Source organism: Acetobacter garciniae (genome assembly GCF_017377735.1).
Classification (GTDB): Bacteria; Pseudomonadota; Alphaproteobacteria; order Acetobacterales; family Acetobacteraceae; genus Acetobacter; species Acetobacter garciniae.
Genome location: NZ_JAFVMH010000002.1, coordinates 780053 through 797920, shown reverse-complemented (window position 1 = coordinate 797920; position 17868 = coordinate 780053). Strand labels below are relative to the sequence as shown.

Here is a 17868-nt window from a genome sequence, read left to right as displayed (position 1 = left end):
TAAAAAAAACGGGCAGCCCTTTCGGGCCACCCGTTCTTCGTGCCGCAGGGCAGGCCAGCCTAGCGCATGGATCCGGCAATAATGGCCGAGATCATGCCGGTCGCCACGGCCGTCAGCAGGAACTGATCGCCCGAGCGCACCCACCTGTAGCCATAAGGCGGCGCATACAGGCCGGGATAGGCGCGCCAGTTGTCAATCCACGGATCGCCGCCCCAGTAACGCTGGCCGCGCTGCCACCGCATGGGTGGGCCACCTCTCCAGCCCGGGCCACCGTAGCCGGGACCACCCCTGTAACCGCCACGACCGGGGCCGCCATAGCCGGGGCCACCATGCCCGCCGGGGCCGCCTGGCCCCCCGCGGCCTCCCGGCCCCCCGCGATCGTCCGCCAGGGCGGCTGTCAAAGGTGCCGCACCGAGGCACGCAACCATGGCCAATGCAATTGCTCTCGTTCTCACGCGAGACCTCCATCAAATATAGCTGGCCAGTGCCAACCATTGAACACACCGAACATAGCCCATATCAGGTGGCGAAAATACGGCGTTCCCTTCGCCATAACGCGCAAGTCCCCCCAAGGTCGCGTTTTTATGGTCCTGCGGTGCCGGCCCGCGGCGGAAGGGCCCCGCATCGTCCCGCGCCGATACATCAAGTATTCCGAAAATATTTGGGGAAATTTTTCGAAAAAGAAAACAATCGTGATTCTTTCAAAAACATACATGATATCAAAGACATCCTATTGAATGATAGAATGAGTCATTTCCGGTTTACTTATTCGATAAGTTTATGTATATATAGTTTCGATGTATGAATATTTACTGACGGAGAACGCAGCTTCATCGTGCAATAACTTACAGGAGATATCGCGCCATGTTCCTTAACCATGCCGCCCTATCCTGCCTGCCTGATCCTGTCCGTCGCCCGGCTTTCGATCCGGCGATGCTGAGCACAGGAATTGTCCATCTTGGGTGCGGTAACTTTCACCGCGCGCATCAGGCCGTGGCAACGCAGGCCGCTATCAACGCCGAAGGCGAGACAGGACTGAAATGGGGCATTACGGCCGCGACAATGCGCCGCCCGGGCCTGGCCCGTCACCTGCGGGCACAGGATAACCTTTACACCCTGCTGACGCGAAAACCCCAGGGGTCGTCCGCCTCGGTCATCGGCTCCATTCATGAAAGCATCTTTGCGGGGGATGACGCGCTGGGCCTGCCCGAACGAATGGCCATGCCCCAGACCCGTATCGTCACGCTGACCGTGACCGCCAGCGGCTACCACCTGACACCCGCAGGCAGGCTGAACCCGCAGGCCGACGCCATCCGCGCCGATCTGGCAGCCACGCGACCGCGCACGGCTGTCGGCATCCTGACCGCGGGCCTTGCGCGTGTGCGCGAACGGGGCGGGGCGCCACCGGTTATCCTGAGTTGCGACAACGTGACCGAAAACGGCGCCACCCTGCGCCAGACCGTGCTCGATTTCGCGGCATTGCAGGGGCAGGATGCGCTTGCGGAATGGATAGAACGCAACGTGCAGTTTCCCAATACCATGGTCGACCGTATTGCCCCCACCACCACAGCGCAGGACAGGGCGGACGCAAAGCACCTGCTCGGCGGGCTGGAAGACAAGGTTCCGGTTTCGGCCGAACCGTGGTTCCAGTGGATCATCGGCCCGTTCGACGGCCCCCGCCCCATGTGGGAAGCCCATGCGGGCACGCGTTTCGTATCGGATGTAAGCGTGTTCGAGCGCGCCAAGCTGCAAATGCTCAATGGCAGCCACATGCTGCTGGGCTATGTGGGCGCACTGGCCGGGCTGGACACCGTGGCCGCCGCCATGAACGACCCGGCACTGGCACGGCTGACAACCCGCTTCATACGCGACGAACAATCCGCCGGGGTCGCGCTGTCCCCCGATGAGCTGGATACTTATACGCAAAGCCTGATGGAGCGTTTTCGCAACCCCTCCATCGTGCATGAAGCCGCGCGGATCGGCCGCAACGGTTCGGTCAAGATGACGGATCGGGTCATGGCCCCCATGCGCGCCAACCTGCTGGCAGGGCGGCCCGCGCCGGGGGCTACACTACTGATCGCCGCATGGATCCGCTGCTGCGCCCTGCATGAACAGGGGGCCGGCATGACGCTGACAGACCCGCGCCTTGAAACCCTGCAACGCGCCTGCGCCGCCACGCGGGGCGACCACCACGCACAGGCCAGCGCCTTCCTGGCCATGCAGGACGTGTTCGGGCCCAAACTGCCCGACCATGACAGGCAGGTTCACGCTGTCGCAAGCATGCTGCACCAGCTTTCGCAGGATAATGTTCCCGCATTTTTGCGCAGGTTGGCCGCCTAAACCCAGGACAGGAAACAGGACACAAAGAAGCATGACCGATCAGACCGTATTTTCCCCCGAACTGGCCCTTCTGGCGCAAAAGGACGCACCACCGGTCCACGGCGTTGTATTCGACATGGACGGGCTGCTGCTGGACAGCGAAACACTGGCCATGGAAGCCCTGGTCGATGCCGGGCGCGACATGGGGCATGATGTGCCCATGGCATTCTGCCGCCGCATGATCGGCGTTCCGGCCGATGGATGCCGCAAGCTGGTGCGCGACACCTATGGGGCGGATTTTCCGCTCGAACGCTTTTTCGAACAGCAGGAAGTGCGCCTGCGCGGCTATGTCGATACCGGACGGCTGGCGCTGAAGGACGGCGTGCTGCCCCTGCTCGACCTGCTGGACCGGCTGGGCCTGCCGCGCGCCATTGCCACATCATCCAGCCGGTACCGGGCCGAGCACCATCTGCGCCTTGTAGGCCTGGACACACGCTTTGACGCCATTATCACCCGCGACGATGTCAGCCGTGGCAAACCCAACCCCGAACCTTACCTGAAAGCCGCCCGAACCATTGGCGTGGAACCGCCTTATTGCCTGGCGCTGGAAGATTCCCATTCGGGTGCCATGGCGGCCCATGCGGCAGGTATTCGCGTGATTGTCGTGCCCGACCTGCTGGAACCCACGCAGGATGTACGCGCCAAAGCCCTGGCCATCGTGCGCGACCTGCACGTCGTGCGGACCTGGCTGGAAAACCATGCCCCCAAAACGGGCGGTTGAGCAGCAAAACTGGAAGGCAAAACACGCGCCTGCAAGGGCATGCCTGCAAGGCCGCAAAAGAAAAAGGGAACCCTCGGAAAACCCGCCCGTTCTGTGAGGAGGCTTTCATGACACGATACAGAGAGGAAGATCATGTCATTCAAATTCCATTCTCTCCTTCTGGGAACGGCACTTGTCGCAACACCGGCACTTGCCCTGGCGCAGGCTGGCAGCAATACGGCCCCTACGGCCAATTCCGCTGCATCGCAGGTCGGCAAATCGCCGCCCGCCGCGCAGGATAAAAGCGGCAAGCGCGTGGAACCGTCAGACAAGTTGTGGAACAACCCCCGCACCGTTGACGAACAGCCCGGCACCCAGCCGCCGCCCAACAACAAGCCCGCGGATTCGAGCGAGACGACAAAAGCGCCCCTGGCACCGTCCCATACGACCCAGCCCGGCAAATACAAGAGCGGAACGGGAACTTACCCGAAAACCACACCGCCCCACGCCGAAACCTCGCCTGAAAACTAGACCGCTCCGTGCCGCCTTGCGCTAAAACGTACACTGTCATGCCTGCTCTTTTTGGTTCGAAAAGAGCAGGCCAAGGCGGTCCATAAAAGGCACAGCGATTGCGTAATGCCTGGACCAGCTCTTCCATCCATCAGCAACATGCCAGCACTTTGCCCCGCAACCGGTCGCGAAAACGACACCTGGCAAGGCAAAGTGCATCGGACGACCCGGCACAGGGCGGAAGCTTTTTTGGAATAGCCCGAAAAAGCGGGAACCAACCCACCGACCAGATTATCGCTGACCGATCGCCCGGGGCGGGTCGTCCCTGTCGAACAGATATGTTATGAACAGGCTTGAGCAGGCCTCAACAGTGCTTTCTTCATAGATATCTATATTGGTATTGTCACCGACACTCAAAGACTTAACCGGAGTTCCGAACGTATTGAACACATCCCGCCTACGGAGCATCTCTTTATTATCATTCGGAACAGAGTTGTGCGTTATAAAGAATAAATATTTTTCATCTGCGATATTCTGTTTGGCATACCAATCCAGTCTGGATAGCCATTGGTAGGGATAGAGATTACATTTCTTCTGACGATCGGAAGCATGTTCATCATATATCGCTCGGGATACAATCTTTCCCCCACTCTGATAGGTGACCAGGGAGCCTTCCCAATATCCGGCGTACCCTCTGTGCAGGTTGTTATCGTTAAGAACGTGAATGAGAGGGCTTGCATTAAGCTGATGACCGACATGAAAAGGGTCAGCTTTCTGGCGGGACATGTTCCTCCATGCAAAGGGATAAATGACCAGTGTTACCAATATGGGCACATAAAACATGGCGGGCGTTATGCGACATGTTCTGGCAAAAAATAATACGAAATACAGGAATGACGGCAGAAAATATCTGATGATATCTTCTTTTTCCAAGTAAAAATCCGACAGGAAGGCCGCCAGGAAATCTATACAAAACCCGATGAAAAACGCCTGAGACAAATAATCATATCTATTGAATGTGCTTGGCGTGACTTTCCTTACCAATAGAAAGACACCATAAACCATTCCCACAAAAGGAATCGCCCGCAGCATACAAATCAATGAACTTCCCAGCCGTTTTCCAAAAAAATCCACGCCGAAGAAATCAAGCACAGACTGGATCGTGTATATTATACGGGTCGGCAGGGCATCAAACGCGACAAATCTTGGGTGAATGTCCAGTGCATGAAATCCCCCATTCCTGGCAACAAGACCGTGGAGGATTTTCGACATAATAAATCCGCATAGGAGCGCCACGGTTATTTGAGAGACAGACCGTCGGACCCGGTCTGATTTCATATTGAAAATCAATGCCGCAAATGCTGGAATTATCGCTGTCACGACACCAAAGAAATCAGATGTCGATATCAGTGTGGCACACAAAAACACCATCAAGAGAGGAAGGATGTTATTTCTTCCGTCAAGAAGGGCCTGTATGGCCACGAAAATACACAATCCGTAAAATACCGTACCGACATGATAAGGTATGTAGGTTATGAAGTTTTCCGGCCCATGATCGTAAAGTGGCATCAGCGCTATGAACACTATAACGGGAAGGCAACGCTTCCAAGACGGCTCTTTGCAGGACATGTTGCACAATATCAAGCAGAGAAACGTAACACCGCCCCACCACAAAGCCGCCATAACATGAGGTATAACGGGTGTGCTTCCTAATAGAGTGGTAAGGACATGCATCCCCATCAAATCAATGACCCAAAAATTATCCGGCGAGAATATCCATTTCTTTAAAAAAAAGTTCCCCTGCGCCATATCCTGCACTGCCAGGGCGTAATTGGCCTCATCGGAATCGATATACATGTGATTGCCAAACACGAAGCATGACAGCCCGGCAATCGCAGAAAATAAAAAATATAGAATAAATAGCTTTAGCTTTGATGTCATCTTGGGCGCCCTGGCTGCATGGGTTATGTGTTTTATATTCAAACTCACAACACGATCGCGATTCCTTAACCACCTGCATGTTTCGGGTTTTGATGCGTACGATCACATAATTAATCTAGATTCAGGATTTATGCCAAATTCTATTGGCATCAGGCCATCGAAGAACGGTGCGATCCGCCCCGTAGATGCCGGGCGCTTTGCCCCAGGAAATGCACGGAGTGCCAGCATATCAGGACTATGAAGAAAATGATGCGCTCATGTAACGCTGGAATGCCGCTTATGCGGTTATTTATCGCACGCACCCAGAAGGACGCCACCACGACCTGAACCGATTTTTTCTACTGGCCCGCAACAGTATGGGCGCGCGCAGCATTATCGACTACAATTCCCGGGATGCGAGCGCACCAAAAACAACGCTCATACATGCAGCAGCAGAATACCTGCCCCGACCATCGAACTTCAGGCCATGGGCCACGCCCATGGCGACCGACGCCCGGATCAGTGAGACGCGAGGAGCTGCCCCCTAAGGGCTGATTTGCGATGTGACCTTCCCTGCGCCGCCATAGCTCCAATTGCCGGCCCTTGTCTGGTCAGTGATGAGAATCGTAGCTCGTTACGCCAAAAGGATGCCAGATGCGTATCAAACTCAAGGCAGACAACGGCAAGATTTGCCAGAAACGGGAACAATAGTGAAATATCTGGCACAGATTTAGCACGACACGCATTGCTGTTACGTGCCGGTTAATGCCGATAATTGCCACTGAGAGGCTTTTTGCTTTGGTGGAATGACATGGCAAAAACCGCAGAATTCTGCGATCCGGGAATGGTGGGCGCAACAGGGATTGAACCTGTGACCCCTACCATGTCAAGGTAGTGCTCTACCGCTGAGCTATGCGCCCATTCCCGATGTGTGGTGGCCTTTTATCCTTCTTGCGTTGTGCGCGCAAGCCTCCAAAATGGCGGGAGATGAAAAATTTTATGCACGCCCTTCTGCCCAGCGCACTCGCCACCTTCCCCCCCACCCTGCCCGGAGTGGAAGGGGCCGTGGTGGACATGGCCCAACGCCAGGCCGCACCGCCACCGGTCATGGTCTCCGGCACGGTCCAGACGCCCATTGTCCTGGCATCACCCCATTCGGGGCGCTTCTACCCCGAGCGTTTCGTCCAGGCGTCGCGCCAGCCTCTGGCCGTGCTGCGCAGTGGAGAGGACAGCTATATCGACCTTCTGGCCCAACCCGCCAACGCGCTGGGGCCGACGCTGGTGCAGGCAACTTTTCCGCGTGTGTTCTGCGACCCCAACCGCGCCGCCTGGGACCTGGATACACGCATGTTCCACGGCACCATTCCCTCTTTCGTGCGCCCGACCGAACGCGGGCTGGCGGGCCTGGGTTCCATCCCGCGCATGACGGGCAACCAGCGCCCCATTTACCGCGCGCGCCTGCCCTTTTCCGAGGCCGCCTTGCGTATCCGCAATTACTGGATGCCCTACCACACCACCCTGGCCGACCTGCTGGACCAGACCCGCCGCCGATACGGGCTGTGCCTATTGCTGGACCTGCATTCCATGCCCGACATGCCCGATAACGAAACGGCCGATTTCGTGCTGGGTGATCGGCATGGCGCGGCCTGCGCCAACACGTTCGTGGAAACGGCGGAACGGATCGTGCAGGGGCTGGGGTATAGTACCGCGCGCAATACGCCCTATGCGGGCGGCTACATCACCCAGCATTACGGCCGACCGCATGACGGGCGCACGCCCCAGCATGCCTTGCAGATCGAAATCCGCCGCAGCCTGTATATGGATGAGGCCACACACGCCCCGCATGCGGGATTCGGGCGGCTGGCCGATGCCATCGCCCGGCTGGTGGAGGCCCTGCTGGATGATTTTTCGGCCCATCGTCGCTAGAGAGCGTCCGGGGGCATTGAAAACACATTACGGCATTTACATGTCTGTCTATATGATAAAAAACAGTGCGGGATGTCCCACGACTCCATTCATTCCTTATTGCGTGGGCACCGATAACAGACGCGGGAATCAGGTATGACAGAGACAGCCCCAGGCAATGCTTCAAACCCAGGCAGCGAGACGCGTGAATTCAGCGCCGAGGTCGGACGTCTGCTCGATCTGGTGGTCCATTCCCTTTATTCCGAGCGCGAGATCTTCCTGCGCGAACTGGTGGCCAACGCCGCCGACGCCACCGATCGCAGGCGGTTCGAAGCGCTGACGGATGGCGCGCGCGCCCTGCCCGAGAATGCCAAGATCAGCATCAACCCGGACAGGGATGCCCGGCTGCTGATGATCAGCGACGATGGCGCGGGCATGAGCCGTGACGAACTGGTAAACAACCTGGGCACCATTGCCCGCTCCGGCACGCGCGCCTTCGGCCAGCAGCTTGAAGACGCCAAGCCCGAAGACCGCCCCAGCCTTATCGGCCAGTTCGGGGTGGGGTTTTACGCGGCCTTCATGGTGGCGGACAAGGTGGACGTGGTGTCCCGCCGGGCTGGTTCGGACGAGGCCTGGCGCTGGTCTTCGGACGGCAAGGGATCTTACACGCTCGAACCCGCCACGCGTGAGACGGCGGGCACGGATATTACGCTGCATATCAAATCCGACGCGGACGAGTTCCTTGATCCGTGGCGGTTGCAGGCCATTATCCGCAAATGGTCCGACCATATCGCCTGGCCTGTCACCATCCTGCGCGACGGGCAGGAAGAAGCCGCCAATGACGGCACGGCCCTGTGGCGCAAGCCACGCAGCGAGGTGACGGAAGAACAGCTTGAGGAATTCTACCGTCACCTGACCCACAACTTCGACAAGCCGTGGGATACGCTGCACTGGCGTGCGGAAGGCACGATGGAATTTTCAGCCTTGCTGTTCATTCCCTCCACCCGCCCGCTCGAATTTGCCGAACAGGTGCGTGAAAGCAAGCTGCGGCTGCATGTCCGGCGTATGTTCATAACGGACGATGCCGAAATCCTGCCGTCCTGGCTGCGCTTTGTGCAAGGTGTTGTCGATACGGAAGACCTGCCGCTGAACGTTTCGCGCGAGATGTTGCAGGCGACCCCGGTGCTTGCGCGCATTCGCAAGGCGGTGACCAGCAAGGTCCTGAACGAGCTGAAAACCCGCAGCAAGGATATGGAAACCTACACGCCATTTTGGGAAAACTTCGGCCCCGTGCTGAAGGAAGGCATGTGGGACGATCCGGTCTACCGCACCGAAGTCGCAGCTTTGAGCCGCTTTCATTCCAGCGCGGTGGATGGCCTGACCTCGCTTGACGAATATATCACGCGCATCAAGCCCGAACAGGACAGCATTTATTACGTCACGGGTGAAAGTGCTGAAATCCTGGCTGCGTCACCGCAGATCGAAGGGTTCAAGGCGCGCGGGATCGAGGTTCTGCTGCTGGCCGACCCGGTTGATTCCTTCTGGCCCGAACGGCTTGGCACCTATGAAGGCAAGAAGCTGTGCAACGTGGCGCATGGCCTGAACGATCTTGAAAAATTCGGCATCCTGGACGAAACACCGGCCCAGAAGGCGGATATGGACGTGCTGCTGCCCGCACTGAAAACCGCATTGGGGGAGAGTGTGTCCGACGTACGCGCGACAGACCGCCTGGTGTCTTCCGCCATGGTGCTGAGCGCGCCCGAAGGCGGGCCGGACATGCAACTGCTGAGAATGATGCAGCGCAGCGGCCATGCCATGACCGAGTCCGCCCCGGTTCTGGAACTGAACCCCAAGCACCCGGTCATGCATACGCTCGCCGCCAAGGTGCAGGCGGGCGAAAACATCGATGCGCTGGCGCATATCCTGCTTGATGTCGCCTGTATCCAGAATGGCGATACGCCCAAGGATATCAACGTCTTTTCACGCAGGGTGATGGACTACCTGGCGGGCGGCAGCCCATCTGCCGCAGGCTGAGGCCCAAAAGCCCCGCCCGGAAAACCGCCGCCCGTGACCATGGGCGGCGGTTTTTTTATTTCCCCGCCGCCGCTTCGGCTTTCTTGACCTTGCGCCATAACGCATCCAGCGTTTCGACACTCTGCTCGGACATGGAAAGCCCCTGGGCCGCCAGATGGCCCTCCACACCTTCAAAACGGCGGGTAAACTTGTCACACGCCTGGCGCAGGCAGGCTTCGGGGTCCAGGTTCAGCCGACGCGCCAGACTGGCGACGGAAAACAGGATATCCCCCATTTCGTCGCGCATGCGTGGGTGATCGCCGCTTTGCATTTCCACCGCAAACTCGTCTATTTCCTCGCGCACTTTCTCCATAACACCCGCCACATCGGGCCAGTCGAACCCCACGCGGGCGGCACGGCTGGCCAGCTTGGATGCGCGTAGCAAGGCCGGAAGCGATGGCGGCACGCCAGCCAGCGCCCCGGGCGGCGCCGCGGCCGTGCCATCGGGCCCCAGTGCTGCCGATTTCTGGCGTTCACGCTCCTTTATCTTTTCCCACTGACCGGGCATGGCCTGTGCCGGGGCAGTCGGCGCATCAGGGCCTGTTTGCGCCGTGGGATTGGCCGCGTCCGCCGGCCGTGCGCCTTGCAGCACGTCGGGGCCGAAGGTCACATGCGGGTGCCTGCGGATCATTTTTTCCGTCACCATGCGCGCGACGGTGGCAAAATCGAACAGCCCGCGTTCCTGGGCCATACGCGCCTGATACACGACCTGAAGCAGCAGATCGCCCAGTTCATCGGGGAAGGCGCGCCAGTCCTGCCGCTGGATGGTGTCCAGCACCTCGTAGGCTTCCTCGATCGCGTAGGGGGCTATGGTCTCGAATGTCTGTTCCCGGTCCCACGGGCACCCCCCCGCGGGATCGCGCAGCCGGGCCATGAGGGCAAGCAGGCGCTCCAGTTGCCGCGCTGCCTCGTGCGGGCCGGCGGCAGAGATGTTGTGCGGTTCGCTGCCCCCTTTATGGTCCGGTTCGTGACCCGGTTCGGTAGCAACTTCATGGCCCGCCTTGCTGACAGGCCCGCCAGTGCCCGAACCCGTATGCGGTGCGCCCGATGGTGCTGAAGATACGGTCATGCCCTGCGCCCTGCTCCTGCCTACTTCCCGCCGGTTGCGGGGTTTTCCTGCCAGCGCATTGTGCCATAAAAACCCCCGCCGTCTATGCGGGGCTGGCCGATGCGCCTATTCTGCCCGAAAGGCCCGGCCAGTACCGAAGGAAGCAACGCATGGCACACCAACCCATCATTTTCATCGACGGTGAAGCAGGCACCACCGGTCTTGGCATACGCGAACGCCTGGCCGCCCTGCCTGTCACGCTGCATTCCATCGACCCGGCCCGGCGCAAGGACCCCGCGGCGCGGCGCGACGCCATGCAGGCCGCAGACCTTGCCGTGCTCTGCCTGCCCGACGATGCCTCGCGCGAGGCCGTGGCCCTTGCCGCGACATTGGGAGATGCCGCCCCCCGCATTCTGGACGCCAGCACGGCGTTCCGTACCGATCCGGGCTGGGTTTATGGCTTTCCCGAACTGGAAGCCGAACAGGCGAACGCCATTGCCACCGCGCCGCGCGTCAGCAACCCCGGCTGCTACCCCACGGGGGCGGTTGGCCTGCTGCGGCCCCTGGTGCGCGCGGGCGTGCTGCCAGCCGATTACCCGGTCTGCATCAACGCGGTCAGCGGCTATAGTGGCGGTGGCCGCAGCATGATCGAAGCGCATGAACGCGATGGCGGGCCGGCCTTTGAACTGTACGGCCTGGCGCTGGAGCACAAGCATGTGCCCGAAATCCACAAACACGCCGCCCTGACCCGCCGACCGGTTTTCGTGCCCTCTGCCGGGCATTTCGCCCAGGGCATGATTGTCTCCATCCCGCTGCATCTTGACGATCTGGCGGGGCATGTCACGGCCGAGGACCTGCACGCCGTGCTGGCCACGCATTATGCGGGCCAGGACCATGTGCGTGTTCTCTCCCCCGAACCCACCCTGTCGGCCGAAGCCCTGGCCGGAAGCGACAGGATGGAACTGCGCGTGCATGGCAGCCCGCGCAACCGCCAGGCCCTGCTGAGCGCACGGCTGGACAACCTGGGCAAGGGTGCGTCCGGGGCAGCGCTCCAGAATATCCGCCTCATGCTGGGGCTGGACTGACACCGCAAGCCGGTGCCGCCCCAACGCCAGCAAGCGCGAACGGGCGGATCGACAGAATGACAGAGAAAGGTTTTTGCTCATGACACATCGCGTTGCCATCGTCACCGGCGGCAGCCGTGGCATCGGTGCCTCCATCGCGCGCGCCCTCGCGGCCGATGGCTACGATATCGCCATTTCCTATTCCAGCAACGTCGCGGCGGCCGAGCAGGTCACGGCCGAAATCAGCGCTCTGGGCCGCAAGGCCGTTGCCATCAAGGCCAATGGGGCTTCAATGGACGGCAACCGCGCGGTCATTACCCAGACACTGGCCGCCTTTGGCCGGATCGATGCGCTGATCTGCAATGCGGGCACGTTCTTTTCCGGCCCGATCGATGAGATGAGCCTGGAGCAGATCGAGCATATCCTCAACCTGAACGTGCGGGCAGCCATGGTCGAGACCATGGAAGCGACAAAGCACATGACCAAGGGTGGGCGGATCATTTATATCGGCTCGGCTTTCGGGGAACGCGCACCCTTTCCCGGTATTTCGCTTTACGCCGCCACCAAGGCCGCCCTGCGCGGCTTTGCCAAGGGTGTCGCCCGGGACCTGGGCCCGCGCGGCATTACCGTCAACGTGGTCGAACCCGGCCCGATCGATACGGAACTCAACCCGGCCGAAGGCGATGTCGCGGCCCTGATCGCAAGCTTTGTCGCCACGGGCGCTTACGGCAAGGTGGAGGATATCGCGTCCATGGTGTCCTTCCTTGCGGGGCCGCGCTCCTCTTATGTCACGGGCGCTGCCTTTCCCGTCGATGGCGGGCTGGAAGCCTGAAGTAGCCGGCTGATTATACCCCCGCCCCGGGTCAGGGCGGGTGAAGCCCGGCCGGTCGCGGGCGGGGCTGGCTTTCACCGGGCGTTTGCGTGGCTTCGCTCCACGCCATCCCGCCCGGTTTTACTGCCGGTTTTACTGCGGAATATCGACCACGATACGTCCCTTGCTCCGGCCTTCGAGCAGGTCGAGTGCCGCCTGCGGCACATCGGCCAGCGGCACGCAGCGTGTCAGCGTATCCAGTTTGGCGGGGTCTATTACCTCCGCCAGGCGTTGCCACGCCGCCAGCCTGAGCGCGGGCGGGCAGGTCACGCTGTCGATCCCCACCAGTGTCACCCCGCGCAGGATAAAGGGGGCGACAGTTGCGGGAAAATCCATGCCCCCGGCCAGCCCGCAGGCCGTCACCACGCCCGAAGGCCGCATGGAGGCACATACGGCCGCCAGCACATGGCCACCAACAACATCCACCGCGCCGGCCCAGCGGGCTTTTTCCAACGGGCGCAAGGGGGCTTCGAAATGCGCGCGGGGCAGCACGTCCTGCGCACCCAGCGCATGCAGGTAGGGCTGTTCGGCAAGCCGACCCGTAACCGCCACCACCTGGTACCCCAGGCCTGCCAGAAGCATGACGGCAATGCTGCCGACCCCACCCGTTGCCCCCGTGACCAGAACCGGGCCGCTGGCGGGTTTGACGCCTTCGCGCTCAAGGGCGAGCACGCACAGCATGGCCGTAAAACCCGCCGTACCCAGCGCCATGGCATGGTATGCGCTCAGCCCCGCCGGCAGGGGCACCAGCCATTGCGCGGGCACGCGCACGCGCTGGGCAAAGCCGCCCCAGTGCAGTTCCCCCGCCCCGCAGCCGTTCAGCACGACCTCCTGCCCCGGAGTAAAGGCAGGGCTGGAGGAACTTTCCACCACACCCGCGCAGTCGATGCCCGGCACCATGGGCCATGTCCGCACAACGGGGCCGCGCCCGGTCACGGCCAGGGCATCCTTGTAATTCAGGTCAGACCAGCGGGCGCGGATTGTCACATCGCCCTGGGGCAAATCCTGTTCGGAGAGTTGCCGCAGGGTGGTTGTCTGCCCGGCTGGAGTTTTTTCGACGTACAGCGCCTCGAACATTCTATATTCCGTCATGTCAGAACAGGGAAAAACGGCACAAGGCCGCCCATGCGCCCCCTTTACGCGCACGGTAGCGCAGCACTAACGCCAGCAAAGCCCCCCTGTCGCGTTGCTGACAGTTTTTTGAAGCCATCCGCACCCCTGCCCCTTTCAAAAATACATTAGGGATCGCGACCGGGCAGGACTATGATTGGGTAAATTGGCCGCAAGGCCCACTTCGTGCCGGATATTCTCGTGCTTCTGTTTTTTATGGGCCTGCTGGCCCTGGTGCTGTTGATCGCCTTCAGCGTCCTTATTTCCCTGTCCGAAATTTCCTTCGCCGCCGCGCGTGAGGTCAGGCTGCGCACCCGTGCGGATGCAGGCGACCGCAAGGCGCAGGCCTTCCTTGCCCTGCGCCGCAATAGCGGACAGGTCATGACCGCGATCCAGATCTGCCTGAACGGGGTGGGCATTCTGGGCGGTATTGTCAGTTCCGAAATGCTGGCCCCCCCTCTGGCGCAAAGCCTGCAAGGCTGGGGCCTGTCGGCGTGGCGCGCGCAGAACCTGTCTTCGGCTTTCTGCTTTGTGTTCGTGACCGGCATGTTCGTGCTGTTCGCGGACCTTCTGCCCAAGCGCGTGGCCATGAACAACCCCGACAAGGTCGGGCTGTCCGTGGGCTGGTTCCTGCGGCTGGCCTTGCGCGTGCTCTACCCGTTCGTCTGGATTTTTTCCAAGATTTCCGATGCGATCCTCAGTGCGCTGAAAATTCCCGCAGCCTCCGCCGTGGAGCCCGTCACCCCCGAAGACCTGCACGCCATCCTGGCGGCGGGCACGGCGTCGGGCGCGCTGTTGCAGCAGGAACACCAGATGATCGGCAACGTGCTGGCGTTGCAGGACCGTTCCGTCACCTCCGCCATGACCCCGCGTGATGAAATCGTGTTTCTGGATATACAGGATACGCCCGAGCATAATTACGACAAGGTGCGCGCGGCCCCGTATTCGCGCTATCCGCTGTGCAATGGCGGGCTGGACAGGGTTATCGGCTCCATCCGCTCAGAAGACGTGCTGGCCTCCGTGGTCAACCCTGCCGACGCGCCACGGGGCAAGGCGACGGACAACCCCATAGCCCGCATGCGGCGCGATGTGCTGTCCGTCCCCGAAACGCTGCACCTGTGGGACACGCTGGCCCAGTTCGACAGCCATGGTACCGGCTTTGCCCTGATCGTGAACGAATACGGGCTGGTCGTGGGGCTGATCACCTTCAAGGATATCATGGGCGTGCTGATGGACGGGCTGGCCAGCCCGTTCGAAGAACAGGCCATTGTCAGGCGCGACGAAAAGTCCTGGCTGGTGGATGGCGCCGCCCCCATTGGCGATGTCATTCGCGAATTGCAGATTACCGCCCTGCCCGGCCACGAACAGTTCGATACGATCGGCGGCTTTGTCATGCACCGCCTGCGCCGCATGGCCCGCAGGACCGACCGGGTGGATGCCGCGGGCTTCCGTTTCGAAGTGGTGGATGTGGAGGGGTTCCGGATCAACCAGCTTCTTGTCACCAACCTTGCGGCACGCCCCTGAACGGGCCACGCATGGCGATATGCCACAAACGCGTATCAGGCGGCCGATGATGGGGCTTTTTAAAACAGGCTTTAAAACCTTTCATAAGCATTCAGGCTCATGATGGCGGCCTCGCATCCTTGCGGTGTCGCACCCCTTCGCAAGCGGGCCGTGCGCGGGTGGCAAGGCCGTGCAACGCCGCCACGGGCTTGCGCGTTGCACGGCTGCATTCACCTGAAAAATGACATATTTGCGGATTGTATTCCGTAGCGAAAACCAGAGGGAAAAACACCATATGCTCCCGAACAAAGCGTTCCTTGCGGTAATACCGGTCTTACTGCTGAGTGCTTGCGCCGAAACCCCCATGGGCCCTACCGTTCAGGTCCTGCCCACCCCGGGGAAGGATTACGGCACCTTCGTGCAGGAACAGAATTTCTGCCGCTCGCAGGCCGAACAGGCCGTGCGGGGCCAGGCCGCCCACCAGAACGAAAAAGCCCTGATCGGCGGCATAGCGGCAACCGCACTGGGGGCCGGGCTCGGGGCCGCCGTGGGTGGCGGCACGGGTGCGGGGATCGGGGCCGCGGCGGGTGCCGTGGGCGGTGGCATTGGCGGGGGTGCCTATTCCCAGGGCCGCCAGCGCGGCATTCAGGTCCAGTACAACAATGCCTATGTGCAATGCATGGCGGCCTACCACAACGTCATTCCCGGCGTCCCGCCTGTCTATAACGCCCCGGCCCCCGGCGGATATTACGGGCAGGGCAATTACGGCGGGGGTGGCTATGCGCCCGGCGGCTACGCTCCTGGGCCTTATGGCTCGGGCGGGTATGGGCCTGGCTATTACGGCCCCCGTTAAACGGCGCAGCCTTGCCCGCGCCCCAGAATCTTTTGTAAAGAAAAACGGGCCATTCCGCTGGAATGGCCCGTTTCCGTTAAAACCATGCTGAAATACTGTGCCTCTGGCTTAAATCAGAACGCCGCCTGAACACGCGCTGCCAGCGAATTGCCGGTGCGACCGTATTCGTTGATCACGGCAGCCGACGTGTTGCCGTTGCCGGTCACCATGAAATGGTTGAAATCAAGCATGACGCGGAAATGACGGTTCGGATACCAGTTCAGGCCACCGGACCAGACCGTCTGCTGGGTTCCGTTGGCGATACCAGCGCCGCTGGACACGCCCGTAATGCCCACGTCATGAAAATCCGTAACGCTGTAACGACCGGTCAGCTCAAGCGCGCCCCAGCTGCCGTGCCGCGGATCAAACTCGTGCTCGACACCCGGCGCACCAAATGCACCTTCCTTCTCGTTATAGGCGCGCCCTTTGCCGAACAGGGTATAATTGGCGGACCCATAATACCCTTCGAGGTTGACGGTACCCTGATTGTTCTGCCCCGCAACATTCGCCGCATCGCCGCGCGTGACACCGATATGGTAGTATTCACCCTTCAACAGCAGGTTTTTCCAACGGAAACCCAGTTCCGGGCCGGCAGCCCAGACAGAGGATGCGTTGCTGACCGCGGCCACCGCCAGGTTGGTGGTCGTCAGGTTGACCTCGGGCGACTGTCCGAAGCTGAAGCTGCGCGAGCACGCAGCATTGCTGCCGGTTGCACAGGTTGCGGCGACCTTGAACGCGCTGATGGCGGACACGCCAACATGCAGATCGATATCCTTGGACATATAGGGGCGGCCCGCCGCACGGAACGTGCCACCGGTCTGGCTGTTGACAATACCGCTGCCACTGCTGAGTGCCGACCTGTTGCCGAAGCTCTGCCCCGTAAAGTAGGCCGCAATCCACCAGCGCTTTTCGTAATGCAGGCCGCCGAAGCTGAAGCGGGCGTCACCTGCGGCGATCTTGCGCACGGCATCGGTAATGGCCGGACGTTCCATCATTTCAAAATCGTTCGAGCTTTCGGAGTCTTCTTCCGTCACGCGGGGCTGGAAGTAACCGACCGTCAGGATCGTGTTGTGCAGGCCCGTATAGTTCAGGTTGGCTTCATACAGGGTCTGGTCCGTTGCCGCGCCATCCGCACTGCCCGCGCCGAAGTCAGGCGTTACGTTGGCCACCCAGTCCTTGTAGCGGAAGGTGAACGGAATACGGATACGACGGGCGTTTTCGGTAAAGCTCGAAAAATCACCCCGTGTTTCGTTGCCGCGCGGACCGCTGCCCAGGAAACCGCCGAAGTCTTCATGGAAAGCAAGGCCGACCGAGAAGCCGTAAGCGCCGTCTTCGGATGAAATCGTGAAGCGCCCTTTGGGAAAGCCCACGATCATGCCGCCGACGCGTACTTCCTCATCAGCCTGGGTGGCAGCGCGAAAATCCTTCCACGACATGGTGTCGCCACGGTCCGAAGGCGGACGGCCAATGCCCGACGCCGCCAGGATATTCTTGTGCGGGGGCGCTTCTTCGCCGAACTGCACGCCGGTTTCAGCCGGGCCCGAGGCCACCTGGCTGTGATAGGCGCCACCGCGACGGTTGGCCACATCGTTCAGGCGCGAGCCGAGATGTTTCTGGTTGGTTTCGTTTTTGGCAAGCTGGGCCTTGAGGGATGAGATCTGGCCCATCATCTCGCGGCGCATTTCGGCCATTTCCGCTTTCAGCGCGCTGAGCTGCGCATCGTCGGACGGCGCTGCCTGCGCGATCGGGGCAATTCCCGCCATAAGGGCTGCGGAAAAAGCAAGAGAGGGAAAAAATGAATTACGACGCATCTGGGCGATTCCAAAACTGAAACGGTGAGCGATGGATATCGTGCCTGTTCCGCCTTGCGTGTGACGCTTCGATGATAGTTGC

The 17868-nt window shown here is 60.7% G+C and carries 14 protein-coding genes and 1 tRNA gene; 9 read left to right on the top strand and 6 right to left on the bottom strand.

The window, feature by feature from the left end:
• Window positions 1–59 precede the first annotated feature (59 nt).
• A complete protein-coding gene (locus tag J2D77_RS17515) occupies window positions 60–455 on the bottom strand; it encodes an RcnB family protein (protein ID WP_207845601.1) in 396 nt (131 codons plus the stop codon).
• Window positions 456–864: 409 nt separating this feature from the next.
• Between J2D77_RS17515 and J2D77_RS07465 the strand changes: the two genes are divergently transcribed.
• The 3 genes from J2D77_RS07465 (at window position 865) to J2D77_RS07455 (ending at window position 3610) form a co-directional block, all read left to right on the top strand.
• Window positions 865–2340 (top strand): mannitol dehydrogenase family protein, encoded by a 1476-nt coding sequence (locus J2D77_RS07465; RefSeq protein WP_207845600.1) that lies wholly within the window; start codon window positions 865–867, stop codon window positions 2338–2340.
• A gap of 31 nt (window positions 2341–2371) precedes the next feature.
• Window positions 2372–3100 (top strand): HAD family hydrolase, encoded by a 729-nt coding sequence (locus J2D77_RS07460; protein WP_207845599.1) that lies wholly within the window; start codon window positions 2372–2374, stop codon window positions 3098–3100.
• A gap of 132 nt (window positions 3101–3232) precedes the next feature.
• The gene (locus J2D77_RS07455) at window positions 3233–3610 is read left to right on the top strand and encodes a hypothetical protein (RefSeq protein WP_207845598.1); all 378 of its coding nucleotides are present in this window, start codon (window positions 3233–3235) and stop codon (window positions 3608–3610) included.
• A gap of 270 nt (window positions 3611–3880) precedes the next feature.
• On the opposite strand, the gene J2D77_RS07450 is transcribed toward J2D77_RS07455, so the two are convergent.
• Together J2D77_RS07450 and J2D77_RS07445 are read right to left on the bottom strand one after the other, a co-directional pair.
• Complete coding sequence (locus J2D77_RS07450) at window positions 3881–5530, bottom strand: hypothetical protein (protein WP_207845597.1); 1650 nt, start codon at window positions 5528–5530, stop codon at window positions 3881–3883.
• A gap of 824 nt (window positions 5531–6354) precedes the next feature.
• Window positions 6355–6429 (bottom strand) — tRNA-Val (locus J2D77_RS07445).
• 79 nt (window positions 6430–6508) lie between these two features.
• On the opposite strand from J2D77_RS07445, the gene J2D77_RS07440 reads away from it, so the two are divergent.
• Both J2D77_RS07440 and htpG read left to right on the top strand, forming a co-directional pair.
• Window positions 6509–7435, top strand: coding sequence for an N-formylglutamate amidohydrolase (locus tag J2D77_RS07440; protein WP_230975572.1), 927 nt, complete (start codon window positions 6509–6511; stop codon window positions 7433–7435).
• Between the two features lie 135 nt (window positions 7436–7570).
• Window positions 7571–9448: a molecular chaperone HtpG gene (htpG, locus tag J2D77_RS07435; RefSeq protein WP_207845595.1), complete on the top strand. Its 1878-nt coding sequence runs from the start codon at window positions 7571–7573 to the stop codon at window positions 9446–9448.
• A 55-nt stretch (window positions 9449–9503) separates the two neighbouring features.
• Here the strand turns inward: htpG and mazG are convergent, their stop codons facing one another.
• On the bottom strand, window positions 9504–10361 hold the full coding sequence (gene mazG, locus J2D77_RS07430; RefSeq protein ID WP_230975639.1) for a nucleoside triphosphate pyrophosphohydrolase: 858 nt from the start codon (window positions 10359–10361) through the stop codon (window positions 9504–9506).
• 344 nt (window positions 10362–10705) lie between these two features.
• On the opposite strand from mazG, the gene argC reads away from it, so the two are divergent.
• Together argC and J2D77_RS07420 are read left to right on the top strand one after the other, a co-directional pair.
• Window positions 10706–11620: an N-acetyl-gamma-glutamyl-phosphate reductase gene (gene argC / locus J2D77_RS07425; RefSeq protein ID WP_207845593.1), complete on the top strand. Its 915-nt coding sequence runs from the start codon at window positions 10706–10708 to the stop codon at window positions 11618–11620.
• 79 nt (window positions 11621–11699) lie between these two features.
• Window positions 11700–12431, top strand: coding sequence for an SDR family oxidoreductase (locus J2D77_RS07420; protein ID WP_207845592.1), 732 nt, complete (start codon window positions 11700–11702; stop codon window positions 12429–12431).
• A gap of 132 nt (window positions 12432–12563) precedes the next feature.
• On the opposite strand, the gene acuI is transcribed toward J2D77_RS07420, so the two are convergent.
• A complete protein-coding gene (acuI, locus tag J2D77_RS07415) occupies window positions 12564–13547 on the bottom strand; it encodes an acrylyl-CoA reductase (NADPH) (protein WP_207845591.1) in 984 nt (327 codons plus the stop codon).
• 234 nt (window positions 13548–13781) lie between these two features.
• On the opposite strand from acuI, the gene J2D77_RS07410 reads away from it, so the two are divergent.
• Both J2D77_RS07410 and J2D77_RS07405 read left to right on the top strand, forming a co-directional pair.
• On the top strand, window positions 13782–15104 hold the full coding sequence (locus J2D77_RS07410) for a hemolysin family protein (RefSeq protein WP_207845590.1): 1323 nt from the start codon (window positions 13782–13784) through the stop codon (window positions 15102–15104).
• Window positions 15105–15447: 343 nt separating this feature from the next.
• On the top strand, window positions 15448–15936 hold the full coding sequence (locus tag J2D77_RS07405; RefSeq protein ID WP_230975571.1) for a glycine zipper family protein: 489 nt from the start codon (window positions 15448–15450) through the stop codon (window positions 15934–15936).
• A gap of 113 nt (window positions 15937–16049) precedes the next feature.
• Here J2D77_RS07405 and J2D77_RS07400 read toward each other — a convergent pair whose 3' ends face one another.
• Window positions 16050–17795: an OprO/OprP family phosphate-selective porin gene (locus J2D77_RS07400; protein WP_207845727.1), complete on the bottom strand. Its 1746-nt coding sequence runs from the start codon at window positions 17793–17795 to the stop codon at window positions 16050–16052.
• Window positions 17796–17868: the final 73 nt, after the last annotated feature.